24 protein-coding genes and 1 tRNA gene are annotated in these 24,511 nt (G+C 71.2%); 13 read left to right on the top strand and 12 right to left on the bottom strand.

The window, feature by feature from the left end:
* The first annotated feature begins 87 nt into the window (after positions 1–87).
* Entirely contained in the window at positions 88–708 is a 621-nt protein-coding gene (locus tag ACIQ6Y_RS24000; protein WP_404042168.1) for a MerR family transcriptional regulator, read from the top strand.
* A gap of 14 nt (positions 709–722) precedes the next feature.
* On the opposite strand, the gene ACIQ6Y_RS23995 is transcribed toward ACIQ6Y_RS24000, so the two are convergent.
* Complete coding sequence (locus ACIQ6Y_RS23995; protein ID WP_404041996.1) at positions 723–2,354, bottom strand: hypothetical protein; 1,632 nt, start codon at positions 2,352–2,354, stop codon at positions 723–725.
* A gap of 190 nt (positions 2,355–2,544) precedes the next feature.
* A complete protein-coding gene (locus ACIQ6Y_RS23990; RefSeq protein WP_404041995.1) occupies positions 2,545–3,348 on the bottom strand; it encodes an exodeoxyribonuclease III in 804 nt (267 codons plus the stop codon).
* Between the two features lie 77 nt (positions 3,349–3,425).
* On the opposite strand from ACIQ6Y_RS23990, the gene ACIQ6Y_RS23985 reads away from it, so the two are divergent.
* On the top strand, positions 3,426–3,902 hold the full coding sequence (locus tag ACIQ6Y_RS23985; protein WP_404041994.1) for a GNAT family N-acetyltransferase: 477 nt from the start codon (positions 3,426–3,428) through the stop codon (positions 3,900–3,902).
* Positions 3,903–3,992: 90 nt separating this feature from the next.
* Here ACIQ6Y_RS23985 and ACIQ6Y_RS23980 read toward each other — a convergent pair.
* From ACIQ6Y_RS23980 to galU, 7 genes are all read right to left on the bottom strand, one after another.
* A tRNA-Ala gene (locus tag ACIQ6Y_RS23980) sits at positions 3,993–4,066 on the bottom strand.
* Positions 4,067–4,141: 75 nt separating this feature from the next.
* The gene (gene glpR / locus ACIQ6Y_RS23975) at positions 4,142–5,317 is read right to left on the bottom strand and encodes a gephyrin-like molybdotransferase receptor GlpR (RefSeq protein WP_404041993.1); all 1,176 of its coding nucleotides are present in this window, start codon (positions 5,315–5,317) and stop codon (positions 4,142–4,144) included.
* 172 nt (positions 5,318–5,489) lie between these two features.
* A complete protein-coding gene (locus ACIQ6Y_RS23970) occupies positions 5,490–6,098 on the bottom strand; it encodes a GNAT family N-acetyltransferase (protein WP_404041992.1) in 609 nt (202 codons plus the stop codon).
* A gap of 26 nt (positions 6,099–6,124) precedes the next feature.
* Positions 6,125–6,652: a molybdenum cofactor biosynthesis protein B gene (locus ACIQ6Y_RS23965; RefSeq protein ID WP_404042167.1), complete on the bottom strand. Its 528-nt coding sequence runs from the start codon at positions 6,650–6,652 to the stop codon at positions 6,125–6,127.
* Complete coding sequence (moaC, locus tag ACIQ6Y_RS23960; RefSeq protein ID WP_404041991.1) at positions 6,637–7,116, bottom strand: cyclic pyranopterin monophosphate synthase MoaC; 480 nt, start codon at positions 7,114–7,116, stop codon at positions 6,637–6,639. The genes ACIQ6Y_RS23965 and moaC overlap by 16 nt, the downstream gene beginning before the upstream one ends.
* A gap of 138 nt (positions 7,117–7,254) precedes the next feature.
* Complete coding sequence (gene glp, locus ACIQ6Y_RS23955; protein ID WP_404041990.1) at positions 7,255–8,577, bottom strand: gephyrin-like molybdotransferase Glp; 1,323 nt, start codon at positions 8,575–8,577, stop codon at positions 7,255–7,257.
* Between the two features lie 4 nt (positions 8,578–8,581).
* Positions 8,582–9,484, bottom strand: a complete 903-nt coding sequence (gene galU, locus ACIQ6Y_RS23950; protein WP_404041989.1) for a UTP--glucose-1-phosphate uridylyltransferase GalU — start codon at positions 9,482–9,484, stop codon at positions 8,582–8,584.
* A 133-nt stretch (positions 9,485–9,617) separates the two neighbouring features.
* On the opposite strand from galU, the gene ACIQ6Y_RS23945 reads away from it, so the two are divergent.
* Positions 9,618–10,202: a 5-formyltetrahydrofolate cyclo-ligase gene (locus ACIQ6Y_RS23945; RefSeq protein ID WP_404041988.1), complete on the top strand. Its 585-nt coding sequence runs from the start codon at positions 9,618–9,620 to the stop codon at positions 10,200–10,202.
* Positions 10,203–10,257: 55 nt separating this feature from the next.
* Here ACIQ6Y_RS23945 and ACIQ6Y_RS23940 read toward each other — a convergent pair whose 3' ends face one another.
* Complete coding sequence (locus tag ACIQ6Y_RS23940; protein WP_404041987.1) at positions 10,258–13,071, bottom strand: penicillin acylase family protein; 2,814 nt, start codon at positions 13,069–13,071, stop codon at positions 10,258–10,260.
* 238 nt (positions 13,072–13,309) lie between these two features.
* Between ACIQ6Y_RS23940 and ACIQ6Y_RS23935 the strand changes: the two genes are divergently transcribed.
* From ACIQ6Y_RS23935 to mscL, 6 genes are all read left to right on the top strand, one after another.
* Positions 13,310–14,818 carry a potassium/proton antiporter gene (locus ACIQ6Y_RS23935; protein ID WP_404042166.1) on the top strand — a complete coding sequence of 503 codons (1,509 nt, stop codon included), beginning with the start codon at positions 13,310–13,312 and terminating at the stop codon, positions 14,816–14,818.
* Between the two features lie 272 nt (positions 14,819–15,090).
* Entirely contained in the window at positions 15,091–16,383 is a 1,293-nt protein-coding gene (locus ACIQ6Y_RS23930) for an MFS transporter (protein WP_404041986.1), read from the top strand.
* A gap of 67 nt (positions 16,384–16,450) precedes the next feature.
* Positions 16,451–16,768, top strand: a complete 318-nt coding sequence (locus ACIQ6Y_RS23925; protein WP_404041985.1) for an FmdB family zinc ribbon protein — start codon at positions 16,451–16,453, stop codon at positions 16,766–16,768.
* Positions 16,769–16,869: 101 nt separating this feature from the next.
* A complete protein-coding gene (locus ACIQ6Y_RS23920) occupies positions 16,870–17,703 on the top strand; it encodes an S-methyl-5'-thioadenosine phosphorylase (RefSeq protein ID WP_404041984.1) in 834 nt (277 codons plus the stop codon).
* 139 nt (positions 17,704–17,842) lie between these two features.
* The gene (locus ACIQ6Y_RS23915; RefSeq protein ID WP_404041983.1) at positions 17,843–18,439 is read left to right on the top strand and encodes a hypothetical protein; all 597 of its coding nucleotides are present in this window, start codon (positions 17,843–17,845) and stop codon (positions 18,437–18,439) included.
* A gap of 138 nt (positions 18,440–18,577) precedes the next feature.
* The gene (mscL, locus tag ACIQ6Y_RS23910) at positions 18,578–19,054 is read left to right on the top strand and encodes a large conductance mechanosensitive channel protein MscL (RefSeq protein ID WP_404041982.1); all 477 of its coding nucleotides are present in this window, start codon (positions 18,578–18,580) and stop codon (positions 19,052–19,054) included.
* Between the two features lie 55 nt (positions 19,055–19,109).
* Here the strand turns inward: mscL and ACIQ6Y_RS23905 are convergent, their stop codons facing one another.
* Entirely contained in the window at positions 19,110–19,286 is a 177-nt protein-coding gene (locus ACIQ6Y_RS23905) for a hypothetical protein (protein ID WP_404041981.1), read from the bottom strand.
* Positions 19,287–19,393: 107 nt separating this feature from the next.
* Here ACIQ6Y_RS23905 and ACIQ6Y_RS23900 point away from each other — a divergent pair, with 107 nt between their 5' ends.
* The 4 genes from ACIQ6Y_RS23900 to ACIQ6Y_RS23885 all read left to right on the top strand — a co-directional run bounded on the left by ACIQ6Y_RS23900 (position 19,394) and on the right by ACIQ6Y_RS23885 (position 24,131).
* Positions 19,394–20,632: a low temperature requirement protein A gene (locus tag ACIQ6Y_RS23900; RefSeq protein ID WP_404041980.1), complete on the top strand. Its 1,239-nt coding sequence runs from the start codon at positions 19,394–19,396 to the stop codon at positions 20,630–20,632.
* 59 nt (positions 20,633–20,691) lie between these two features.
* Positions 20,692–21,720 carry a P1 family peptidase gene (locus tag ACIQ6Y_RS23895; protein ID WP_404041979.1) on the top strand — a complete coding sequence of 343 codons (1,029 nt, stop codon included), beginning with the start codon at positions 20,692–20,694 and terminating at the stop codon, positions 21,718–21,720.
* A 254-nt stretch (positions 21,721–21,974) separates the two neighbouring features.
* The gene (locus ACIQ6Y_RS23890; RefSeq protein WP_404041978.1) at positions 21,975–23,189 is read left to right on the top strand and encodes an Ig-like domain-containing protein; all 1,215 of its coding nucleotides are present in this window, start codon (positions 21,975–21,977) and stop codon (positions 23,187–23,189) included.
* 198 nt (positions 23,190–23,387) lie between these two features.
* Positions 23,388–24,131, top strand: coding sequence for a DUF6227 family protein (locus ACIQ6Y_RS23885; RefSeq protein ID WP_404041977.1), 744 nt, complete (start codon positions 23,388–23,390; stop codon positions 24,129–24,131).
* 60 nt (positions 24,132–24,191) lie between these two features.
* On the opposite strand, the gene ACIQ6Y_RS23880 is transcribed toward ACIQ6Y_RS23885, so the two are convergent.
* Positions 24,192–24,455: a hypothetical protein gene (locus ACIQ6Y_RS23880; RefSeq protein WP_404041976.1), complete on the bottom strand. Its 264-nt coding sequence runs from the start codon at positions 24,453–24,455 to the stop codon at positions 24,192–24,194.
* Between the last annotated feature and the right edge of the window lie 56 nt (positions 24,456–24,511).

The following is a 24,511-nucleotide window of genomic DNA, read 5'->3' as shown; positions in this document are numbered from 1 at the left end:
TCCGTACTCATGGGTAGGGGTCGGCCCAGGAAAGTTACCGGCGGTACGACATAGGCTTCCGCTGTGGCAGACAAGCGCGAATACCGCATGGAGGAGCTGGCCGAGCTGGCCGGCATCACGGTGCGCACCCTGCGCTTCTACCGCGAGCGCAAGCTGATCCCGCCACCCCGCCGCGAGGGCCGTATCGCCTGGTACGACGACCATCACCTGGCCCGTCTGCGCACGATCGCCGCGCTGCTGGAGCGCGGCCACACCCTGAGCGGCATCGCCGAGCTGGCCGAGGCCTTCGACCACGGCCGTGACGTCGGCGACCTCCTCGGCCTCGGCACCCCCACCGAGGAGGAGCCGGTCCGCCTCACCCCCGAGGAACTCGCCGACCACTTCGCGGGCGAGGTCACCCCGGAGAACCTCGCCGCCGCGATGGAGCTCGGCTACCTCGCCACCGACGGCGAGGACATCGTCCACATCAGCCGCCGGCTCCTGGAGGTCTCCGCCGCGCTGGTCCGCGAGGGCATCCCGCTCGCCGAGGTCCTCGCGGCCGGCGCCCGGGTCCGCGAGCACGCCGACGCCCTCGCCGAGCTCTTCGCCGACCTCGTCCTGCGCCACGCCCCCGAGGAGGACCTTCCGCGCATGCGGCCGCTGGCGCGCAGCGTGGTGGAGGCGGAACTGTCGCTGGCGCTGGACCGCAGGATCAGCAAGGGCGACTGACGGGACTTCCCCGGTTACCGGGGCTTCTTCAGCGTGATCTTCCCGGCCTTCTTGGTGAACAGCGCACCACCCGCGCTCATCGACACGAGCACGTTGTACTTTCCGGCCGGAAGGTCCGAGACGTCGATTCCCGCGGGACCCGAGGTGAAGTACCCGAAGTCGTAGTTGCCGAGGTCACCCCGGTCCTTGTGCGGCCGTACGGATTCCGGGTTCTTCTTCGCGCTCAGGGCGAAGGAGTGGATTCCGGACTTCCCTTCCAGCACGAGGTAGTAGAAAGCGTGCGCGTCACGGTCCGCATTCCTTCCGGGCAGGAAGAAGACGCCCTCCGTGTGCAGCTTCCGCTCGCTCTCCTCCGCCTTCGCGACGGAGAAACTCACGCCCGGGGAATCGACGCCGACGATGCTCCTCTTCACCAGCTTCAGACCGCCCTTGCCGCCCCGGAACAGCAGCTCGGAATCACCGCACACCTGACGCCGGTCCACCGCGGCCGCGGAGATCAGCCGGGTGCGCCGGCTGATGCCCTCGGACTCGCTCGTGACGCACACGGACACGTCGTAGGTGCCCTGCGGGAGTTCCGCGAAGGTCAGCTCGCCCTGCGTGGCGAATCCGCCCATGGCGTACTCGCAGAAGTACTCGTCGAAGTAGTCGCGGTAGAGCCTGATCTCGCTGGTCGTCCTCAGCGGGTACGACCATTTCCGCCCGTCCTTCTCCAGGACCAGCCGCTTGCTCTCCTCGGCCGGGCCCTCGGGCGCCTGGCCCGGCAGGAAGGCGCGCCCCTTCAGGTCCAGGCTGCCGTTCGTGAACACGGCTCGGGTGAGCGTGGCCAGGGCGGTGTCCCGCCCCCGCAGCTCGGCGAGGTACTCGGCCGCGGCCTCCGGGTCCTCGGGCTCGGACCCGACCGTGACCTCACCCCAGCGAGGGGCGACGCCCTCGGTCACGGAGTACACGATGCTCAGGATCGAGGGCAGCGCCTGCCGCACGACCTCGTCGTGCCGCCGTACCGTCGGCGACTCGACGAACAGGAAGTTGAAGTTCTCGTACGCCCGCAGTGCGGGGAGATAGTGCACGACCTCCTGCTCGTACTGGTAGTCGCCGGGTGAGGAGACCAGGTATATGTTCCGCTTGAGGTCGGTGTCCTTGTCCAGGACGTCCTTCATCACGGCGTCCAGGACCGCCACGTTCTCGTCGGGCTGGCCCTCGCCGAGAACCGCGTCGCCGAGCTGGGCGTGACCCTTGGAGTAACTGCCGAGGAAATACTGCGGAGTCGACGCGATGATGTTCTTGTAGTCGTACTTCACGCCGTAGTAGAGGGCGGCACTCGCCCCCTTCGAGGCCCCCAGCAGGGTCACCTCTTGCGGGGTGACCCGCAGCCTGCGCATGAAGTCCTGGATCAGCGCCTGGATGGAGTCCGAGACGCTGAAGTCCATGTTCCGGGCCACGTAATAGGACGCCGCGCCGTCGAAATGGTCACGGATGCGCAGGACATTGCATTTGACGCTGTCCAGCGCGCCACCGAATCCGTACTTGCTGCCCACCGAGGAGAACACCACCAGCAGATGCCGGTGATCCCCCTGCGCCGCCCGGAACTGGTACTCCACCGGCCACTTCCCGTGCACCTCCACGCTCTCCTTGTAGGCACGGGTCATGTGCGTCGCGTAGTTGGGCGACAGAGGAGGCACGGGACTGTTCATGGTGACGTCGGAGCTCTCTGGCCGAGGATGCGGACGGGCGTACTCCGGCGGAGTATACGGAGTGGCCAACCGGCGTTCAGCCGGATGTGGATTCCCGCTCACACAGGCAAGATCGCCCAGGTGAGGAGCCTCGCCGGCCGCCCCCTCAGCGGTCGAACACCGCCGTCACGGGCGCGTGGTCGCTCCACCGCTCGGCATGGCTCGCGGCCCGCTCGACGTACGCCTTGACGCACCGCTCCGCGAGGCCCGGCGTCGCGACCTGGAGGTCGATCCGCCAGCCGCTGTCGTTGTCGAAGGCCCGCCCGCGGTACGACCACCAGGTGTACGGCCCCTCGACCCCCGGGTGCAGCGCCCGTACGACGTCGACGTAGCCGCCGTCCTGCGCGTCGAGGACCCGGCCGAGCCACTCGCGCTCCTCGGGCAGGAAGCCGGAGTTCTTGGTGTTGCCGCGCCAGTTCTTCAGGTCGGCCGGCTGGTGGGCGATGTTCCAGTCGCCGCAGACCAGCACCTCGCGCCCCTGGGCGGCGGCCCGCTCGCGCAGCTCCTTGAGGTGGGCGAGGAACTCGCCCATGAAGCGCACCTTCTCGTCCTGCCGCTCGGTGCCGACCTCACCGGAGGGCAGATAGAGGGAGGCGACCGTCACACCGGGCAGGTCGGCCTCGACGTACCGGCCGCTGCCGTCGAACTCGGCCGACCCGAAGCCGACACGCACCGCGTCCGGCTCTCGGCGGGTGTAGAGGGAGACACCGGCGCGCCCCTTGGCGGCGGCGGGCGCGTGCACCACGTGCCAGCCCTCGGGCGTGCGCACATGCTCGGGCAGCTGCTGCGGCTCGGCCCGTACCTCCTGAAGGCACAGCACATCGGCTTCGGTCCCGGCGAGCCACTCCACGAAGCCCTTCTTCGCGGCGGCACGCAGCCCGTTCACATTCACAGAGGTCACAGTGAGCACCCCGGCACGATACCGGCACACTGGACCGAGTCCAGAATTCGATTTACGAGAGACTGGTCATACGTACGATGACCAGCATGCAGATCCGCCGCGTGCCTTTCGATCACCCCGACGCCGTCAAGCTCAACGACGAGGTCCAGGCCGAGTACCACGAGCGCTACGGCGACGGCGGCGACGCCACGACCCTCGCCCCCGCCGACTTCGAACCGCCGCGCGGCATCTTCCTCATCGCCTACGACGAGTCCGACCGCCCGGTCGCCACCGGCGGCTGGCGCAGCCAGGACAAGAACCCCGAGGGCAACGAGGACGGCGACGCCGAGCTCAAGCGCATGTACGTGGTCCCCGACATGCGCGGCCGCGGCCTCGCCCGGCGCATCCTCACCGCCCTGGAGGAGGACGCCCGCGCGGCCGGCCGCCTGCGCATGGTCCTGGAGACCGGCGACAAGCAGCCGGAGGCCATCGCCCTGTACACGGCCACCGGCTACGAGCCGTGCGCCAAGTTCGGCTACTACCGCTTCTACGAGGACAGCCGCTGCTTCGCGAAGGCGCTGTGAGCCGCGTCACCTGAGGGCCCGTCACGGGTCCTCAGGTGAGGGAGAAAACGATAGAGCCCCGTCGGTTTCCCGACGGGGCTCTATGCTGCGTGGACCTGAGGGGATTTGAACCCCTGGCCCCCTCGATGCGAACGAGGTGCGCTACCGGACTGCGCCACAGGCCCTTGCAACGAGTGAAACTTTAGCACCCCGATCGCCGTGCTTGAAAATCCGTATCCGGGACGGGGCAGGTCGGACCGTCACTCGTTGGCGGCCCGCGGCCGGCCGCCGTCCTCGTACTGGTCGAACAGCGGCGTCCGGCCCCGCTCCCGCGAACGCCGTGCCGACGCGGCCCGACGCGCGTCGCTGCGCCCGTCGTCCTCGCCGCCCGCCTGCTCCTGCGCCCCCTGCGCGTCCTCGGCGGCGGGCTCCTGCTCACGGGGCGCGGCGCTGGAGCGCGCCGAGCTCCAGGCGTCCGGCGCGCCGAGGTCCACATCGGAGGTGGCCCGCGGTGCGACCGGCGCGGTCACATACGTCGGCAGCGGCACCGGCACCGGCTCCCAGCTCTCGCCCCGGCCCGGTGCGCGCTGGCGCTCACGCTGCTGGTCGACCCACTCCGCGTGGTCCGTCTGCTCCACCAGGGCGCGCCGGTCCGCCGCCAGCGCCGACAGCCCCGGGTCCAGCTCCGGCTCACCCGCCGCTTCGGGCTCCTCGGCGTCGTCGGCCGCCGTGTCGGGGCCGGCCGGCCCGCGCCGCTCCCTCGCCGCCCGCTCGCGCAGGCGCTGCGCCGCGGCCTCGGCCCGTCGGCGGTCCATCTGGAAGGCGAACCTGCGCCGCTCCTGGGCGCGCAGATACCCGATGTACCCGCTGAGCAGCACCGCGGGCACGCCCGGCGCCCACAGGAACGCGAGCCCGCCGACGGCGGCGACGATCGCGCCCAGCGTGAACGCCAGGAACAGCATCACGGTCGTACGCCTGCGGCGCGCGAGCACCTTCGTGCGCTGGGCGCGCGCCGCTGCGGCACCCGCCTCGGGCGCACGCCGGGCTCCCGGTACGGAGCCGCCCTGCACGGGGCCGCCCTGCACGGGCTTGCGCGCCGGGGCGGCCGCGCTGTTGCGCGCGGGCGTGCTGCCGGTCGAGTACGCCGCTGTCTGCGGGCGCGTCGGAGGCATGGCGAAGGCCCGGACGTCCACCGAGTCGGTGACCGTGTCCGGGTCCTCGAGGCCGGGCTCCCCCGCGTCGGTGGAGCGCGCCTGCAGGTCCTTGGCGTATCGGCGCTCCATGCCCGCCCGTCCGGACAGCAGCCGGATGGCGGTGCTGAAGCGTTCCGTCGGACGGGCCTCGTTCAGCTCGTCCTGCCTACGGAGCCACATCGGCACCAAGTAGGCGGCCCAGGCCCCGACAATGACTGCGTAGATGAGGCCGCTGCTGCTCACGTCTCACACCGTAGAGGGGTTTGCGTGAGGCCATCCGCCAATTGGGCCGGTGTGTCGCACGATCTGGCTGATATTTCGAACTTTTTTTGTGACCGATGCGATCAGCAGCCCGCCGAGGACGCGAATTGATTGCCCCGAACCGGTCACCGAGGGGTCAATTTCGAACACATATTCAATTTTGCGGGCTGCGCGGGATTCCCCGGGAGCGTGCCCGCCGCCAGCGGTTCAGCAACCCGTCCGGGACTTCCTCCGCGGTCAGGGCGAACACCAGGTGGTCGCGCCAGGCCCCGTCGATGTGGAGATAACGGGGGCGCAGCCCCTCCTCGCGGAATCCGAGTTTCTCCACGACCCGGCGGCTGGGCGTGTTCTCCGGGCGAATGCAGACCTCGATGCGGTGCAGGCCGACGGTGCGGAAACAGTGGTCCACCACGAGCGCGACCGCCGTCGGCATCACCCCGCGGCCGGCCACCGCCTCGTCCACCCAGTAACCGACGTGGCCCGAGCACATCGAGCCCCAGGTGATCCCGGCGACCGTCAGCTGCCCGACCAGCCGCCCCTGGTACTCGATCACGAACGGCAGCATCCGGCCCGAGTTCGCCTCCGCCCGCAGATGGCGGACCATCTGGCGGTAGGTGGGCCGGTGCGCAATCGGACCGCTGGGCGTGGGCGGCGGGATGGTCGCCTCCCAGGGGCGCAGCCAGTCGCGGTTGCGCCGGTTCACCTCGCGCCAGGCCCGCTGGTCGCGCAGCTTTATCGGCCGGAGGACGATGTCGCCGTCCACCAGCTCGACCGGCCAGGATGCGCTGCTCAGCTCGCACCCCCGGGGCCGGGGGCGGGTCTCGGGTGGTCCCCGCCGCGGATCTGGTCGACGGCGTGCACGAGCAGGGGCTCCAGGACGGCCAGACCGTCCTTCACCCCGCCCGTGGAGCCCGGCAGGTTCACGATGAGCGTGCGCCCGGCCAGCCCGGCCAGGCCCCGGGAGAGCGCCGAGGTCGGCACCTTCTCCCGGCCGTAGGCGCGGATGGCCTCGGCGATACCCGGCACCTCGCGGTCGATGACCGCGCGGGTGGCCTCGGGCGTGCGGTCGGTGGGCGAGATGCCGGTGCCGCCGGTGGTGACGATCACGTCGTACCCGGCGTCGACCCCGGCCCGCAGCGCCGCCTCCACGGGCTCCCCGTCGGGGACGATCTGGGGGCCGTCGACGGCGAACCCGAAGCCGCCGAGGCCGTCGGCGACCAGCGGGCCGCCCTTGTCCTCGTAGACCCCGGCCGCGGCCCGGTTGGAGGCGGTGACGACCAGCGCGCGGTAGGCCCCGGCGCTCACGCCCGGCTCCAGTCGCCCGACTTGCCGCCCGTCTTCTCCTCCACCCGTACGTCCGTGATGACCGCTCCCTTGTCGACCGCCTTGACCATGTCGATGACGGTGAGCGCGGCGACGGAGACCGCGGTGAGGGCCTCCATCTCGACGCCCGTGCGGTCGGTGGTCTTCACCGTGGCGGTGATCTCCACGGCGTCGTCCGCGACCGACAGGTCCAGTTTCACACCGGACACCGACAACGGGTGGCACAGCGGGATGAGGTCCGGGGTCCGCTTGGCACCCATGATGCCCGCGATCCGGGCCGTGGCCAGGGCATCTCCCTTGGGGACGCCCTCGCCGCGGAGCAGTTCCACCACCTTCGGCGAGACAAGGACGCGGCCGCTCGCGCGCGCGGTGCGCGCGGTCACGTCCTTGCCGGATACGTCGACCATGCGGGCGGCGCCCGCCTCGTCGATGTGCGTCAGTCGGTCCTGCGTGCTCATGCTGTACGGCGCTCCCGGTCCGGGCCCGTCGCGGTGCGGCGCACGGGCCTGCTGTGCGCGACACGGTACCGCCAAGTCGGCGTGCGGGGCGGAGCAGGATCCGCTGATCCCGGCAGGCGGACGCACGCGCGCGGGCCCTCAGCCGAGCAGCACGACCTCGACCTCGGCGCCGGGCTCGACCGACTCCACGTCCTCGGGCACGACGATCAGCGCGTCGGCGTGCGCGAGCGCCGCGATCAGATGCGACCCGGCCCCGCCGACCGGGGCCACACTGCCGTCGGCGTACACCCCGCGCAGGAACTGCCTGCGCCCCTTGGGCGAGCTCAGCGGCCGGTCCCCGGCCAGGCGCGCCCGGGTGCGCGGGCGGTGGACGTCGGGAAGGCCCATCAGGGTGCGGATCGCCGGGCGCACGAACAGCTCGAAGGAGACGTACGACGACACCGGGTTGCCGGGCAGGGCCAGCAGCGGGGTGTGGTCGGGGCCGATGGAGCCGAAGCCCTGCGGCTTGCCGGGCTGCATGGCGAGCTTGCGGAACTCGATGCCGCTGCCGGCCTCGTCCTCGTCGCCGACGTGCGACAGGGCCTCCTTGACGACGTCGTACGCGCCGACGCTGACGCCTCCCGTGGTGACCATCAGGTCGGCGCGGACCAGCTGGTCCTCGACGGTCGTACGGAGGGTCTCGGCGTCGTCGGCGACGGCGCCCACCCGGTAGGCGATGGCACCGGCGTCCCGGGCGGCGGCGGTGAGGGCGAAGCTGTTGGAGTCGTAGATCTGGCCGCTGCCCAGCTCCTCGCCGGGCTGGACGAGTTCGCTGCCGGTGGAGAGCACGACCACGCGCGGGCGCGGGCGTACGCGTACCGTGCCGCGTCCGATCGCGGCGAGCAGCGCGATCTGCGGCGGGCCGAGCACGGTGCCCGCTTCGAGGGCGCGGTCGCCCGCCTTCACGTCGCTGCCCTTGGCGCGCACATGCGCGCGTGCCTCGGCCGGCCGGTACACCTGGACCTGGCCGCCGGCGCCTTCGGGACCGAGGCTGCGGGCGCGCATGCCGGTCACCGGGCCCTCGCCGAGGCCGCCGTCGGTCCACTCGACCGGCACGACCGTCTCGGCGCCGGGCGGCAGCGGGGCGCCGGTCATGATGCGGGCGGCCTGGCCGGGGCCGACGTGCAGCAGCTCGGCCTGGCCCGCCGCGACGTCCCCGACGACCTCCAGGGCCGCCGGGAACTCCTCGCTCGCGCCCGCCACATCGGCGACCCGCACCGCGTACCCGTCCATCGAGCTGTTGTCGAACGGCGGCAGCGACACCGGCACCGTCACGTCGTCGACCAGGACACAGCCCTGGGCGTCCAGCAGCTGCAGCTCGATGGGCTCCAGGGGGCGGACGGTCGCGAGGATGTCCTCCAGGTGTTCGTCGACCGACCACAGGTGGTCATGGCCGGCGGTACGGGGCGCGGCGGTGCTCAAGGTGCTACATCTCCTCGGTGACGTAACTGCGAAGCCAGGACCGGAAGTCCGGTCCCAGATCTTCACGTTCGCACGCGAGTCTGACAATGGCCCGCAGATAGTCGCCCCGGTCACCGGTGTCATAGCGGCGGCCCTGGAAGACGACGCCGTGCACCGGGCCGCCGACGCTCTCGTCCTCCGCGAGGTGCTGGAGGGCGTCGGTCAGCTGGATCTCGCCGCCGCGGCCGGGCTCGGTCTTGCGCAGTATCTCGAAGACGGCCGGATCGAGGACGTAGCGGCCGATGATCGCGTAGTTGGACGGGGCGTCCGCCGCGTCGGGCTTCTCGACCAGCCCGGTGACCTTCACGACGTCACCTTCGGCGGTCGCATCCACGGCCGCGCACCCGTAGAGGTGGACCTGCTCGGGCGCGACCTCCATGAGCGCGACGACACTGCCGCCGTACTGCTCCTGGATTTCGATCATGCGCTGCAGCAGCGGGTCGCGCGGGTCGATCAGGTCGTCGCCGAGCAGCACCGCGAACGGCTCGTCGCCGACGTGCGGGGCGGCACACAGCACCGCGTGGCCCAGTCCCCTGGGGTCGCCCTGGCGGACGTAGTGCATCGTCGCCAGGTCGCTCGACTCCTGCACCTTGGCCAGTCGCTCGGCGTCGCCCTTCTTCTCCAGAGCCGACTCGAGTTCGTAGTTGCGGTCGAAATGGTCCTCCAGGGGGCGCTTGTTGCGCCCTGTCACCATGAGGACGTCGTCGAGGCCGGCGGACACGGCCTCCTCGACCACGTACTGGATCGCCGGCTTGTCCACGACCGGCAGCATCTCCTTGGGAGTGGCTTTGGTGGCCGGCAGGAACCGGGTGCCGAGGCCTGCTGCGGGGATGACAGCCTTGCTGATCCTGGGGTGCGACTGAGTCATGGCCGCAACCCTATCCGGTGCCTTTGAGAGGAATCTGTGGCTCCGGTTAATTGGCTCTCATATGAGCACATTGGAACCGTAACGGGAGCAACCTGTGGGGCACTTCGGACGTCCGACCGAGACTGACAAGCGAATGTTGCGGCGGGAGTTCCTCGCGGTGAGGAACAGATTGACAGCAGATGACGTGCGGGCCGCGGCCTCCGCCCTCGCCGAGCGGGCCCTCGATCTGCCCGAGCTGGCGCGGGCGCGCACCGTCGCGGCGTACGTCTCCGTGGACACCGAACCGGGCACCCTGGCGCTCCTGGACGCGCTGCGCGCGCGGGGCGTGCACGTCCTGCTGCCCGCCCTGCTGCCCGACAACGACCTGGACTGGGGCGCGTACGAGGGGGAGGGCTCCCTCGCGCGCGTCCGGCACGGCGGGAAGATGGCGCTGTTCGAGCCGGCCGGCGAGCGCCTCGGCCCCGACGCGGTCGTCTCCGCGGACGTCGTGCTGCTGCCCGGCCTCGCGGTCGACGCGCGAGGGATGCGGCTGGGGCGCGGCGGCGGATCGTACGACCGCGTGCTGGCCCGTCTGGAGCGTGCGGACGCGCACCCCGCGCTGGTGGTGCTGCTGTACGACACGGAGGTCGTCGAGCACGTCCCGGAGGAGGCGCACGACCAGCCGGTCCACGCGGCGGTGACCCCGACGGGCGTCCACCGCTTCCACCGCCCCCTGTAGCGCGATGGCCCTCCACGCGCGCGTGGAGGGCCATCGGTGGAAGCCGGCTACCAGGTCACGGCTTGAGGACCAGGGTGTCGCTGGTCCTGTCGTCGACCGCCTTCTCGGTGAAGGCCCAGCCCAGCAGCTCGCCCTTGGCCCACTTGTCCGTCTGGTCGGTGTAGTGGGCGTTGTAGGCGTGTCCGGAGGCGCCGGTGAGGTTGATCCAGCGCGACTTGTCGAGGTCGCCGAGGTTGACGACCATGCGCATCGACGGGACCCAGACGACGCCGTAGCCGCCGGCCGCGTTCCAGCCGGTGGCGTTGACCGTGGCCTCGCCGCCGCCGAGCTTCCAGGGGCCGCGGTTGAGCATGTACTGCAGGACGCCGGGGCCTTCGGTGCCGAGGGTCTGGTTGTTCAGGAACAGGCGGTGCAGCCGGCCCCAGCTCCAGGTGTCGATGTCCTTGCCGAGCTTCGCGGTCAGCTCCCAGCGGGCGTCGACCAGGGCGCGCTCGAACAGCTCGTCACGGTTGGTGGCGCCGTCGCGCGTGCCGACCTCGGGCGTGCTCCACCACTCGCTGTCCTCGTCGTCCATGAGGCTGCGCACGACCTCGAACCAGCGGTCCCCGCCGTCGGGCTGGGCCTGGTCGGCGTCGCGCTGGCCGCACTCGCGGACCTTGCGGTCCTCGTCGGCGGGGCCGGTGGTGTCGGTCGGCTCGACCCACAGGCACTGGCCCTTGACGCGCAGCTCCTTGGGGAGCTTGTTGCCGAAGGCGAGCTTGAGGATGTTGCGCCAGGTGGAGTTGAAGTACGCGGCGGCCGCGGAGTCGGCGTCCTGGGTGTAGTCCCAGCCCTCCAGGAGCTTCTGCGCCTCGCGGACGTCCGGGTCCTCCACGTCGATCTTCAGCAGCCGGGGCACGAGCAGCTTGGCGATCTCGCTGCTGTTGTCCAGCTGCATCTGCCGCATGTCGTCGGTGGAGATCTTGCCGCCGCCCTTGATCTTCGACTCGATGAGGTCGTTGATGCGCTGGCTGCGGGTGCCGTAGCCCCAGTCGGTGGTCAGGGTGTACGGGTAGTCGTCCTTGTTCACGACGGCCTGGTTGGCGGTGACGATGTAGCCGCGCGCGGGGTCGAACTCGTAGGGCAGCTCGTCCTGGTCGATGAAGCCCTTCCAGCGGTACTTCGAGTCCCAGCCGGGCGCCGGGATCGAGCCGTCGTGGCCCTTCGCGCGGGTGGGGATCTTTCCGGGCAGCGTGTAGCCGATGTGGTTGTCGGTGTCGGCGTAGACCAGGTTCTGCGACGGGACGTCGAACAGCGCGGCCGCGGCGCGGAAGTCCTCCCAGTCGGCCGCGCGGTCCATCGCGAAGACGGCGTCCATGGAGGTGCCGGCGTCCAGGGCGGTCCAGCGCAGGGCGATGCCGTAGCCGTCGCCGCGGTCGGGGGCGGCGGTGTCGACGGTGGCCTTGCGGCCGACCTTGACGAGGTCGTCGTCGCGGTCGGACAGCAGCGGGCCGTTGTCCGTCTCGCGCACGACGATCGGCTTGGGCGCGCCGCCGGCGACCTTGATGATCTCCTTGCGCGTCGTGAACGGCTTGACCTTGCCGTCGAGCAGGTAGCCGTCGCCGGTGAGCTTCTCCAGGTAGAGGTCGGTGACGTCCACGCCGGAGTTGGTCATGCCCCAGGCGATGTCCTTGTTGTGGCCGATGATCACGCCGGGCAGGCCGGCGAAGGTGTAGCCGCTGACGTCGTACTGGCACTTCTCGGAGACCGCGCGGCAGTGCAGGCCCATCTGGTACCAGACGGACGGCAGCGAGGCCGACAGGTGCGGGTCGTTGGCGAGCAGCGGCTTGCCGGTGATGGTGTGGCTGCCCGCGACGACCCAGGAGTTGGAGCCGATGCCGTTGCCGTTCACGCCGACGGCATCGGGGATGTCCTCCAGGACGCCGTACAGGCCCGAGAGCTGGGTCTGCAGGGCCGTACCGTCCGTGGTGCCGGTGGAGGCGCCCACGGCGTCCGTGGAGCCGCCCGTGCCGGTGCCCTCGCCGCCCGTGCCGGGGTCGGTGCCCGTGCCGCCGTCGGAGTCGCCGTCACCGCTCTCGCCACCGCCGCCGAAGGAGCCGGTGAGCTCGTCGTACTGGCCCTCCTGGACGATCGCCTTGTTGCGGCCGTACGGGTACGCCGGGTACAGGTCGGCGATCTGCTTGGGGCCGAGGCGGCTGGTCATCAGGGCGCGGTCGATCTCGTCCTGCATGTTGCCGCGCAGGTCCCAGGCCATCGCCTTCAGCCAGGCGATCGAGTCGACCGGGGTCCACTGCGCGGGCTTGTAGTCGTTGGCGAAGCCGAGAGCGGCGTACTCCAGGGAGATGTCCTCGCCGCTCTTGCCGTCGAGGTAGGCGTTGACCCCCTTGGCGTACGCCTGGAGGTACTTCTTCGTGGAGTCCGACAGCTTGGTGTCGTACTCCTTCTTCGCCACCCGGTCCCAGCCCAGGGTGCGCAGGAACTCGTCGTTGTCGATCTGGCTCTTGCCGAACATCTCCGACAGGCGGCCGGAGGTCAGGTGCCGGCGCACGTCCATCTCGTAGAACCGGTCCTGCGCCTGGACGAAGCCCTGCGCCATGAACAGGTCCGCGTCGGAGGACGCGTAGATCTGCGGGATGCCGTTGCCGTCGCGCTTGACGTCGACGGGCCCCGACAGGCCGTCCAGGGTGATGGATCCCTTGGTCTGCGGGAAGGAGGCACGCACGGTGCTGATGGACCAGTACGCCCCGAATCCGAGTCCGCCGACGACGGCCAGCACCAGCAGGAGCACGATCAGTCGGGCTTTGCGCCCCTTTTTCCTGCCGGGCTTGCCGGGCTTCTGACCCGAAGAGGCGGTGGTGTTGGGGGGCATCGCTGTCCTTGCTGTCCTAACGCGAGCGGCAGGTCGGGCTGTGACTATGAAAGAGCGCTGGAGCAACCATAGGCGCAGGGTCCGACGCCCCTTGACGCGGAGTCCGGAACCAGCGCGGACGGATGTTCGATCTTGCCTGGTCGAGCGTCAAGAAAACGTCAAGAGTTAGGTAAGGTAACGAAGTAGTTGCCCCCAGGGGAACCAGGGAACCCAGGGAGACCAGGGAAGGGAACGGCCACTGACAGTCCACGACCTCAACCAGCTCCTCCTCGTCTGCTCGCTCGTCCTGCTCATCGCGGTCGCCGCGGTCCGGATCTCCTCGCGCAGCGGGCTCCCCAGCCTGCTCGTCTACCTGGCCATCGGCGTCCTCATGGGCCAGGACGGCATCGGCGGCATCCACTTCGACAACGCCGAACTCACCCAGGTCATCGGCTATGCGGCCCTGGTCGTGATCCTGGCCGAGGGTGGCCTCGGCACGAAGTGGAAGGAGATCAAGCCGGCCCTGCCGGCCGCCAGCGCGCTGGCGCTGGGCGGGGTCGCGGTGAGCGTCGGCGTCACCGCCGCGGCCGCTCACTATCTGGTCGGTCTGGAATGGCGTCAGGCCCTGATCATCGGCGCGGTCGTCTCCTCCACCGACGCAGCGGCCGTCTTCTCGGTCCTGCGCAGAATTCCGCTCCCCGCGCGCGTGACGGGAACGCTGGAAGCGGAGTCGGGCTTCAACGACGCCCCCGTCGTCATCCTGGTCGTCTCCTTCTCCACCGCCGGTCCCGTCGAGCACTGGTACGTCCTGCTCGGCGAGATAGCCCTGGAGCTGGCCATCGGCGCGGCCATAGGCCTCGCGGTGGGATTGCTGGGCGCGTGGGGGCTGCGCCATGTCGCGCTGCCCGCCTCCGGCCTCTACCCGATCGCCGTCGTCGCGATCGCGGTGACCGCGTACGCCGCCGGCGCCCTGGCACACGGCAGCGGCTTCCTCGCCGTCTACCTCGCCGCCATGGTCATGGGCAACGCACGCCTGCCCCACTGGCCCGCCACGCGCGGCTTCGCCGAGGGCCTCGGCTGGATCGCCCAGATCGGCATGTTCGTCCTGCTCGGCCTGCTGGTCACCCCGCACGAGCTCTACGACGACATCTGGCCCGCCCTGGTCATCGGGCTCGTCCTGACGATGGTGGCGCGCCCGCTCAGCGTCGTGCTCTGCCTGGTGCCGTTCCGGGTGCCCTGGCCGGAGCAGGCGCTGATGTCCTGGGCCGGGCTGCGCGGCGCCGTGCCCATCATCCTGGCGACCATCCCGATGGTGAACGGCGTCGACGCCAGCCGCCGCATCTTCAACATCGTCTTCGTCCTGGTCGTCGTCTACACCCTCGTCCAGGGCCCGACCCTGCCCTGGCTCGCCCGCACGCTGCGCCTCGGCGACGGGTCCGAGGCCTCCGACCTCGGCATCGAGTCCGCGCCCCTGGAGCGGCTGCGCGGCCATCTGCTGTCCGTGGCGATCCCCGACGGCTCCAAGATGCACGGCGTCGAGGTCAGCGAGCTGCGGCTGCCGGCCGGAGCCGCCGTGACACTCGTCGTACGCGACGAAGAATCGTTCGTGCCGCTGCCCTCCACCGTCCTTCGCCGCGGCGACGAGCTCCTGGTCGTCGCCACCGACCCGGTGCGGGACGCCGCCGAGCGGCGCCTGCGCGCCGTGGGACAGGGCGGAAAGCTGGCCGGATGGCTGGGCACCGGGGGCGGGGACTCCGGGAGGCGGTGAGGGCGCGGGGTGCGTTTCGCGCCGTTCCCAGGCCACAGCGACTCTGGTGTGCCCTTTCACAGAGTCAACGCGCGTAGATACCTGTATCATCAAGGCAGACCTTGATCGAACCAACTCTGCCTGACGCAGAGCTGGCGCGACCGTATGGCGGCCGTGACGCCCTCTCCACAGGGGGCGCCGGTATCTACCGCAGTTCAGCGCAAGAGGACAGCTCTCGGCGCCGCCCCCCACCCGCAGGGGCCGCGCTACCAGGCGGCAGAAAGGCACGGGCCGTGGCGTCCACGGTCTCCACCGAGCCGTCGAAGAACTCGCCGGCACCCTCCCGCCCGGGATACGGGCAACTGCTGCGCACCCGCGGCGCCTGGACGTTCCTGCTCTCCGGTTTCGCGGCGCGCCAGCCGTTCGCGATGCTGACCATCTCGATCGTGCTGCTCGTGCAGCACACGACGGGCTCGTACGGTGCGGCGGGCGCCGCCGCCGCCGTCACCGGTGTCTCCATGGCGCTGTTCGCGCCGTACACCGGGCGGCTCGCCGACCGCTTCGGGCAGCGCGCCGTGCTGCTCCCCGGTGTGCTGGTGCACGCCCTGGCCGGTATCACCTTCACCGCGCTCGCGCTGTCCCACGCGCCTCTGTGGGCACTGTTCGTGGCCGCCGTCCCCACGGGCGCCTCGGTGCCGCAGGTCGGGCCGATGGTCCGCGCCCGCTGGGGCGTGAAGCTGCAGGGTTCACCCCTGATGACCACGGCGGCGGCCTTCGAGTCGGTCACGGACGAGTTCACCTTCGTCGTCGGACCGCTGCTGGCGACTGCGCTGTGCACCGCGGTGGACCCCGCCGCGGGTCTGGTGACCGAGGCGTCGCTGACCCTGCTGGGCGGCCTGCTGTTCGCCGCGCAGAAGGGCACACAGCCGCAGGTCGCCCCCGCCGGGCACGCGCGCGTGCAGCACGCTTCGGCGCTCAGCGTCCCGGGCGTGCGCGTCCTGATCGTGGCGTTCCTCGGCATCGGCTCCGTCTTCGGCGGCATGCAGGTGTCGCTGGCGGCGTTCACCGAGTCCATCGGCGAGCCCGGCCTGAACGGCGTGCTGTACGGAACCTTCGCGGCGGGCAACATGCTCTCCGGTATCGCCTGTGGCGCCATCGCGTGGAAGATCGCCCCGCAGCGCCGCCTCGTTCTCGGCTACGCGGCGCTCGCGCTGGTCGCGTCCGGCCTGTGGGCGGCGCACTCGGTGCTGCTCCTCGCGGGGCTCGGCCTGCTGGTCGGCATGTGCATCGCGCCCGCCCTGATCACCGGCTACACGCTGGTGGAGGGCCTGGTCCCGGCCGGGGCCCGCACCGAGGCGTTCACCTGGCTCACCGGCGCGGTCGCGCTCGGGCAGGCGGCCGCCGTCACGGTCGCCGGACAGCTGGAGGACCGGCTGTGGGGCGGTGCCGGTTTCCTCGTCCCGATGGGCGGCACGCTGCTCGCTCTGGCGACCCTGGTCGCCCTGCGCGCACGCCTCTCGGCACGGCCCGCCGGCCGCACCGTCGCGCGTGGCGTCGGTCACCGCGTGCCGGTGACGGTGGACTGATCCCCCGGAATACGTCACTATGGATCGTCGTTAGCACTCATCGAGTGAGAGTGCCAGGAGGAAGACAGTGCCGACGTACCAGTACCAGTGCACCGAGTGCGGCGAGGGCCTCGAGGCGGTGCAGAAGTTCACCGACGACGCCCTGACCGAGTGCCCCAACTGCGGTGGTCGCCTCAAGAAGGTGTTCTCCGCGGTCGGCATCGTCTTCAAGGGCTCCGGCTTCTACCGCAACGACAGCCGCGGCGCCTCGTCGAGCAGCTCGCCCGCGTCGTCGAAGTCGACGCCGGCGTCGTCCTCCACTTCTTCGTCGTCTTCGGCGTCTTCGTCGTCCTCGGACTCGAAGTCCTCGGGCTCGGCCAGCTCGGCCGGCAGCTCCGCCGCCTGACACACCCGCTCGCGGGACCCTGTCGTCGTACGACGACAGGGTCTTCGGCGTTTCCGGCACCGGTGGACCGCGCCTCCCCCGCGCCAGCTACCGTGCTGGTCATGGCGAACGCAGACATCGGTGTAATCGGCGGCTCCGGCTTCTACTCCTTCCTGGACGACGTGACCGAGATCCAGGTGGAGACGCCGTACGGGCCGCCCAGCGACTCCCTCTTCCTCGGCGAGGTCGCGGGCCGCCGGGTCGCGTTCCTGCCCCGGCACGGTCGCGGCCACCACCTCCCGCCGCACCGCATCAACTACCGGGCCAACCTGTGGGCGCTGCGCTCGGTCGGGGTGCGCCAGGTGCTCGGCCCGTGCGCGGTGGGCGGCCTGCGGCCCGAGTTCGGGCCCGGCACGCTGCTCGTACCGGATCAGCTGGTGGACCGTACGAAGTCACGGGTGGGAACGTATTTCGACGGGCTCCCGCTGCCGGACGGCACGGTGCCCAACGTGGTGCACGTGTCCCTCGCCGACCCCTACTGCCCCACCGGACGGGCGGCCGCGCTGAAGGCGGCGCGCGGCCGGGACTGGGAGGCGGTGGACGGCGGGACGCTGGTGACCGTCGAGGGGCCGCGGTTCTCGACCCGCGCCGAATCGCTGTGGCACCAGGCTCAGGGCTGGTCGGTGGTCGGCATGACGGGCCACCCGGAGGCCGCGCTCGCCCGGGAGCTGGAGCTCTGCTACACCTCGCTCACGCTGGTCACGGACCTGGACGCGGGCGCGGAGACCGGCGAGGGCGTCTCGCACGACGAGGTGCTCCAGGTCTTCGCGGCGAACGTCGACCGACTGCGGGGCGTGCTGTTCGACGCGGTCGCCGCACTGCCGGCGAACGGTGAGCGGGACTGCCTGTGCACGAGCGCGCTGGGCGGCATGGATCCGGGGTTCGCGCTGCCGTAGCGGGGCGTAGCCCCGGGGGGACCCCTTCGGGTGAGGGAGTTTTCCACAACCGGCGAGTAGCGCACCGGCCTCGGCGGGCATCGGCGAGCGGCCCCATCGTGGGCCTGCAAGCCGGTTCCCGTCGCAGGTGGTGGTTCTCGTGTCCGTGTTCCCTCCTCCCGTTCCCCTGGTTCCTTCCGTTCCTTCGGTTCCTTCCGCTCCTCCTTACTCCTCCGCGCATCCGCCGGGCAGCGACGCACCGGCCACGTGCGAGGTGCCGCACTTCGACCCGGTGCGGGTGCGCGGCGTGCGTCATCAGCTGGAACGGCTCGTACGGCATCGCAGGCGGGCACTGGCGGCCGGACTGGCAGTGACGGCGGCGGCGCTGGTGGCGGCCGGACCCCGGACGGGAGCCGACGCCCACCGCGAGGAGCAGGCCCTCGGCCATCCGGTGGCGGAGCCGACGCCGGAGCGCCGGGTGGTGCGGACGGTGACCGCGCCGGTGCGCATCGCCGACGGCGCGACGGTACGGCTGCTGCGCCCCGGCGACCGCGTCGACGTCATCGCCGCGCAGGAGACCGCGACCGGTGGTCAGGCCCGGGTGGTGGCGCGCGGGGCGCTGGTGACGAAGGTGCCCGAGCCCCTCGCGGAGACCGCCGACACGGGGGCCCTGGTCGTGCTCTCGGTGCCGCGCGCCACCGCGACCCGGCTGGTCGGGGCGAGCGCCACGGCGCGGTTGGCGGTGACGCTGTGCTGAAGCGTGTTTTGCGCCTGCTCGGTGACACGCTGTCAAGTCGCTCGATCGAGCTAAGGAATTGGACAGGATGGCCTCGCCCTGACGTAGGTTGCGGAGCGGTTTGTTCCACAACAGGTGTGTACGAGGAGAGGCTCCGAGGTGAGCGAGAAGAAGGGTCCGAGCGTCTGGTCGGGCTTCAAGGCCTTCCTGATGCGCGGGAACGTCATCGACCTGGCAGTGGCGGTGGTCATCGGCGCCGCCTTCACCAACATCGTCAACTCGGTGGTGAAGGGCGTCATCAATCCGCTGGTCGGAGCGATCGGCACCAAGAATCTCGACAGCTACAGCTCGTGCCTCAAGGGGCCCTGCGAAGTGGCTGCCGACGGGACGGTCGCATCGGGCGTCATGATCCTCTGGGGCTCGGTCCTGGGGGCGACGCTCAGCTTCGTGATCACCGCGGCGGTGGTCTACTTCCTGATGGTGCTGCCGATGTCGAAGTACCTGGCGCGGGTCGAGGCCCAGCGCAAGGCCCGGGAGGGCACCGTCGAGGTCATCGAGGTGACCGAGCTGGAGGTGCTCAAGGAGATCCGCGACGCGCTGGTCGCCCAGCGCGGAGCGGGCCACAGCGAACGCTGACGGCCGCGGTCGGGGCGGCTCTGCGGGCGTCGGCCCGCCGGGCCGCCCGTCGCGCTCAGAGGTGGTGGGGCGGCTTCTCGTCGAGGAAACGCTTGAGGTCGTCGGCGCTGCCGCCGGCCGGCCGATCGCCCCACCCGCGGTCCGTGTCGTCCGAGGACTGCTGCGACAGCGGATCGTCGAAGATCAGCGCGGCCTTCGGCTCGCGCGGCTCGGGGGCGGATGCGGTAGTCATGCCTCCAGCGTACGGCCCCGGCGGCGACGCCCTGACGCGCCGGGCAGGCGCACCGCCTCACCCTCGCCGCATCGCTTCGCCGGCGGGTATCTGCTGTGCTGGACGGCATGACATCCAGTTCGACGCCGTCCAAGGCCCCCTCCGGCCGGTCCTCTGCCGGACAGCCCCTGCGCAAGCTCACCGCCCGGGGGCGCGACGAGGCCCATCGGGTCGCCTCACCGCTCGAGCTCTTCTTCGACCTGTGCTTCGTCGTCGCCATCGCGCAGGCGGGGATCCAGCTGGTGCACGCGCTCGCCGAGAGCCATGTCGGCGAGGGGATCATGAACTACGCGATGGTCTTCTTCGCCATCTGGTGGGCGTGGATGAACTTCACGTGGTTCGCCTCGGCGTACGACAACGACGACGTGCTCTACCGGGTGGTCACCCTGGTGCAGATCGCCGGCGTGCTGGTGCTCGCCGCAGGTGTCTCGCGAGCCTTCGAGGAGCACGAGTTCCTCGCCGTCTGGCTCGGCTACGCCATCATGCGGCTGGCCATGGTCGCGCAGTGGCTGCGGGCCGCGCGGTCGGCCCGGGGCGCCGAGCGGACGGTCGCGCTGCGGTACGCGGGCGGCGTGCTGCTCTGCCAGGTCGGCTGGCTGGGGCTGCTGCTCCTGCCGGAGGGTGGCCGGCCCTGGGTGTTCCTGGTGATGGCGGTCGCCGAGCTGTGTGTGCCGGTCTACGCCGAGCGGCAGGCGCAGACGGCCTGGCATCCGCACCACATCGCCGAGCGGTACGGACTGTTCACCATCATCGTGCTGGGCGAGACGATCGCCGCGGCGACGGTCGCCGTGAAGACGGGCGTGGACGAGAACGACGCGCTCACCGACCTGCTGCCGATCGCGACGGGCGGCCTGCTGATCGTGTTCGCCGCCTGGTGGATCTACTTCGCGGTGCCCATCCACGGCCATCTGCGCTCCAACCGGCAGGCGTTCCTGTGGGGCTACGGCCACTACCTGATCTTCGCCTCGGCGGCGGCGATCGGCGCTGGTCTGGAAGTGGCCGTCGAGGAGGCGGTCGGCAAGGCGCACATCTCCACCCTGGCCGCCTCCGCCGCCGTCACCCTGCCCACCGCCCTGTACCTGCTCACCCTCTGGGCGCTGCACTCCCGCCACTTCAAGGTGGGCACCGCCCAGCAGACCGTGCTGCCCCTGACCGCACTGGCCGTCATCTGCTGCACCTTCCTGGGCGAGTGGGCGGTGCTCGCGACGGGCCTGGTGTCCACGCTCGCGGTGGTGACGGGCACGACGCTGACGGCGCGCCAGGCGGCCCGGGAGAGCGCGGCGAAGGCGGCCACACCGGTGTCCTGACACCACGCCGGGGGCGCGCACGGTCATACGCGTCCCCGGGCCGGGCAAGACTGGTCCCCATGACAGTCGACGCTCTGACGGACGTCGCCGGGCTGCGCGTGGGGCATGCCACCCGCACCGGCGACGGATGGCTCACCGGCACCACGGTCGTCCTCGCTCCCGAGGGCGGCGTGGTCGCCGCCGTGGACGTGCGGGGCGGTGGTCCCGGCACCAAGGAGACCGACGCCCTCGACCCGCGCAACGTGGTGCAGAAGATCGAGGCGCTCGTGCTGACCGGAGGCAGCGCGTTCGGACTCGACGCGGCCTCCGGTGTGATGGCCTGGCTGGAGGAGCGGGGGCGCGGGGTGTCCGTCGGGCCGGACCCGTCCCACGTCGTGCCGGTCGTGCCGGCCGCCTGCGTCTTCGACCTGGGCCGCGGCGGCGACTTCGGAGCCCGGCCGGACGCCGCCACCGGGCGGGCCGCCGTGGAGGCGGCCGCGGCGGGCGACATGGGCGCGCGGGTGCCCGAGGGGTGCGTGGGTGCGGGCACGGGCGCGGCGGTCGGGCCGCTGAAGGGCGGGATCGGCACGGCGAGCGTCGTGCTCGCCTCGGGGACGACCGTGGCCGCGCTGGTGGTGGCCAACGCGGTGGGCTCGGCGATGGATCCCGAGACGGGCCTGCTGTACGGGGAGTTGTTCGAGGGGCGGCTGGAGCGGCCCGGGGCAACGGTGCACGCCGCCGCGTGCCGGCGCCTGGCCGAGACCGCGGCGAGGAACGTGCCGCCCCCGTTGAACACCACCCTCGCCGTGGTCGCCACCGACGCGGATCTGTCGCGCGCGCAGGCGCAGAAGCTGGCCGGTACGGCGCACGACGGCATCGCGCGCGCGGTGCGGCCGGTGCATCTGCTCAACGACGGTGACACGGTGTTCGCGCTGGCGACGGGGGCGCGCCCGTTGGACGCCGGGCAACCGCTCGCCCTGAACGAGATCCTCGCCGCGGGCGCGGACGCGGTGACCCGCGCCATCGTGCGCGCGGTGCGCGCCGCGCGGTCCGTGGACGGGCCGGGTGGGGCGTGGCCGTCGTACGAGGAGCTGTACGGGCCTCGGTGAGCCTCGGGGCGCGCGCCGCCCCTGCCCTCGTGCCCCCGCCCGCTCGCCCTCTCCCCCGCGCCTCCTCCCCCTCGTCCCCCTGTCCCCCACCACGTCCCCCACGACCCCCAACCACCGCTCCTGGGCAGGCAATTGTCCCGGTTCTGTCACCGATGGCGCCACAAGCGACGGCATGGGAACCCATTCGCGGCTGTCCGCCTCTTTTCCCACGCATTGCAGCGGACCACGCACATCACACGAACTGGGAGCAGCCCGTGACAACGCCGGACATAGCCTCGCGGCGCAAGGTGGTGGCCTGCGCCGCCCTGATGGTCGGCGCCCTGACCCTGACCGCGTGCGGCGGCAGCGCCAGCGCCGACAACGGCGGGAACGGCGACAGCGACGCCAAGAAGTCGGCGCCGCGGATCGTCATCTCGGCCGAGGACGGCTCGACGACGGCGTCGATCAACACGACCGGCGTGAAGGTCACCGACGGCAGGCTGACCGGCGTGAAGATGACGGAGACGGAGTCGGGCGAGGCCGTGCCGGGGGCGCTGTCGTCGGACGGCACGAGCTGGAAACCGAAGGAGCAGCTGGAGCGCGGGACGGCGTACCGGATCTCGGCGACCGCGAAGGACGGCAAGGGCCGGACGATCGCGGCGGACTCGCGGTTCACGACCGTGTCGGAGGCGAACAGCTTCATCGGGACGTACGTGCCGGACGGGGGCCAGACGGTCGGCGTCGGGATGCCGGTGTCCTTCACCTTCGACAAGGAGATCAGCGACAAGAAGGCCGTGCAGTCGCACATCACGGTGACGTCGGACAGCGGGCAGAAGGTGGTCGGCCACTGGTTCGGCTCCCAGCGGCTCGACTTCCGGCCGCAGGAGTACTGGAAGGCCGGCTCCAAGGTCACGATGAAGATCGACCTGGACGGCGTGGAGGGAGCGAACGGCGCCTTCGGTGTGCAGAAGAAGACCGTCACCTTCACGGTCGGCCGCTCGCAGGTGTCCACGGTCGACGCGGCCACGCAGACGATGACGGTCGTACGGGACGGCAGCACGCTCAAGACGGTCCCGATCTCGGCGGGCAGCCCGGAGAACACCACGTACAACGGGCAGATGGTGATCTCCGGCAAGTGGGAGCAGCTGCGGATGGACGGCTCGACGGTCGGCTTCGCCGGGCAGTACGACATCCCGGACGTGCCGCACGCGATGCAGCTGACGCAGTCCGGGACCTTCGTGCACGGCAACTACTGGTACAACCAGGGCAACCCGCCGTTCGGCCGCGAGGGCACGAGCCACGGCTGTGTGGGGCTCCAGGATGTGCAGGGGGCGCAGGGCGACACGACGGGCAAGTGGTTCTTCGACAACTCCCTCGTCGGGGACGTGGTGATCGTGAAGAACTCCCACGACAAGACGGTGGCGCCGGACAACGGGCTCAACGGCTGGAACATGGCCTGGAGCGACTGGGTCGCGGGCAGCGCGGTCTGACCGGCCGACGGCACCCGAAGAGGTGCCCAAAGGGGCGCCCACCAGCGGATTTTGAGGGGACGTCGGGCCGCACGGGAACTTCTCCGGCGGCCCGGCCGTTTTCCCCGCGGACGTTTTCTCGGTTCCCGGACATGATGTCCGACCGAGGGGCTACGGTATGCACCCACAAGGTGACATGCAGCAACGCCGGGAGAAACCTTGAGCGTTCCGTACGAGACCGCACCGTACGAACCACACGAGTCGCCGGAGTCTCCGGAAGAGCATCTCGCGCGACTGCTCGGCCGCGCACTGAACTCCTTCGAGCTGCCCGACGACGTGTTACGGCGGCTCGACACCGCGCTGGCGCACGACAGTTCGCTGCACTCCGCGCACCACAGCGCGGGTCGGCACCGGGAGACGTACCGGCACACCTGGCTGCTGGCCGACGGTTCGGCGCTCACCCTGTGGGAGCTCGTGCACGACACCGCCTCGGACAGCGCGCACCACGAGGTGTACTCCGACGAGGAGGAGCTGCGCACGGCCACCAGCCGCCTCCCATTGCCGCCGGAGACACCGGACTTCGAGCTGCCGGTCCTCTCGCCGCTGCCCTCCCTGCCGGGCCCTCGGCACGCGTATGTGCCCGACGACTCGGCGGACCACGCGCGTCGGCTGCTGCGCCGGGCGGAGAACCCGGACCGGCCGGGGGCGGAGATCGCGGCGCTGCTGGCGTCGGCGTTCGCGCACCAGATCACGCAGGCCTTCGGACGCCCCTGCCGTGCGGGCCGGATCGGGCTGGGCTTCTCGCTCTACGAGCACGCGTTCCTGCTGCGCGACGGCAGGGAGCTGTCCCTCTGGGAGGTCGAGCACACGGCCACGCCCGACGGGCGGCACATGTGCGAGGTGTACGCGAGCGAGGACGCCGCCCGCGAGGCGATGGAGCGGCGGGCGGCGCAGGTCTCCTGACAGCGGGCGCCCGGAGCCTCGCGCAGAGCCCGAAGGCCCGCTCAGCACCCGGCGCCTCGCTCAGCGGCCCTCGGCGAGCTGTCGTACCAGTCCGGCGAAGGCGTCCTTCTCGGCCGGGGTCAGTTCGACCGACTCCCGGTCGGGGCCCGTCTGCCGCTGGCGCGGGAGGGCGGGCAGAGCGGTGGGGCCCGGGCGTGGGTCCGCCGCCGGGGCCTCGAAACCGCCGCGGCGCAGCATGCGGCTCAGGCCGGTCACCCAGGCGACGGCCGCCAGGGCGAGGACGGCCACGCCCGCCCACTGGAGGATCGAGACGTGCTCAGGCATGGAGCCCAGTAGACACCACGGTCCGGGACTTTCGCCCCGGACCGTGACGTATCTCG

Source organism: Streptomyces sp. NPDC096205, assembly GCF_044763135.1.
Lineage (GTDB): Bacteria > Actinomycetota > Actinomycetes > Streptomycetales > Streptomycetaceae > Streptomyces.
Note: the sequence above shows the minus strand (reverse complement) of the source record. Positions and strands in the feature narration are given on the sequence as shown.

Bases quoted from the DNA above. Each gene is read 5' to 3' on its own strand.
- ACIQ6Y_RS23985 (WP_404041994.1), top strand. From the start codon at position 3,426: ATGCAGATCCGCCGCGTGCCTTTCGATCACCCCGACGCCGTCAAGCTC.
- ACIQ6Y_RS23900 (WP_404041980.1), top strand. From the start codon at position 19,394: ATGACATCCAGTTCGACGCCGTCCAAGGCCCCCTCCGGCCGGTCCTCT.
- moaC (WP_404041991.1), bottom strand. From the start codon at position 7,116: ATGAGCACGCAGGACCGACTGACGCACATCGACGAGGCGGGCGCCGCC.
- galU (WP_404041989.1), bottom strand. From the start codon at position 9,484: ATGACTCAGTCGCACCCCAGGATCAGCAAGGCTGTCATCCCCGCAGCA.
- ACIQ6Y_RS23880 (WP_404041976.1), bottom strand. From the start codon at position 24,455: ATGCCTGAGCACGTCTCGATCCTCCAGTGGGCGGGCGTGGCCGTCCTC.
- ACIQ6Y_RS23920 (WP_404041984.1), top strand. From the start codon at position 16,870: ATGGCGAACGCAGACATCGGTGTAATCGGCGGCTCCGGCTTCTACTCC.
- ACIQ6Y_RS23905 (WP_404041981.1), bottom strand. From the start codon at position 19,286: ATGACTACCGCATCCGCCCCCGAGCCGCGCGAGCCGAAGGCCGCGCTG.
- ACIQ6Y_RS24000 (WP_404042168.1), top strand. From the start codon at position 88: ATGGAGGAGCTGGCCGAGCTGGCCGGCATCACGGTGCGCACCCTGCGC.
- ACIQ6Y_RS23995 (WP_404041996.1), bottom strand. From the start codon at position 2,354: ATGACCCGTGCCTACAAGGAGAGCGTGGAGGTGCACGGGAAGTGGCCG.
- ACIQ6Y_RS23895 (WP_404041979.1), top strand. From the start codon at position 20,692: ATGACAGTCGACGCTCTGACGGACGTCGCCGGGCTGCGCGTGGGGCAT.
- ACIQ6Y_RS23945 (WP_404041988.1), top strand. From the start codon at position 9,618: ATGTTGCGGCGGGAGTTCCTCGCGGTGAGGAACAGATTGACAGCAGAT.
- ACIQ6Y_RS23940 (WP_404041987.1), bottom strand. From the start codon at position 13,071: ATGCCCCCCAACACCACCGCCTCTTCGGGTCAGAAGCCCGGCAAGCCC.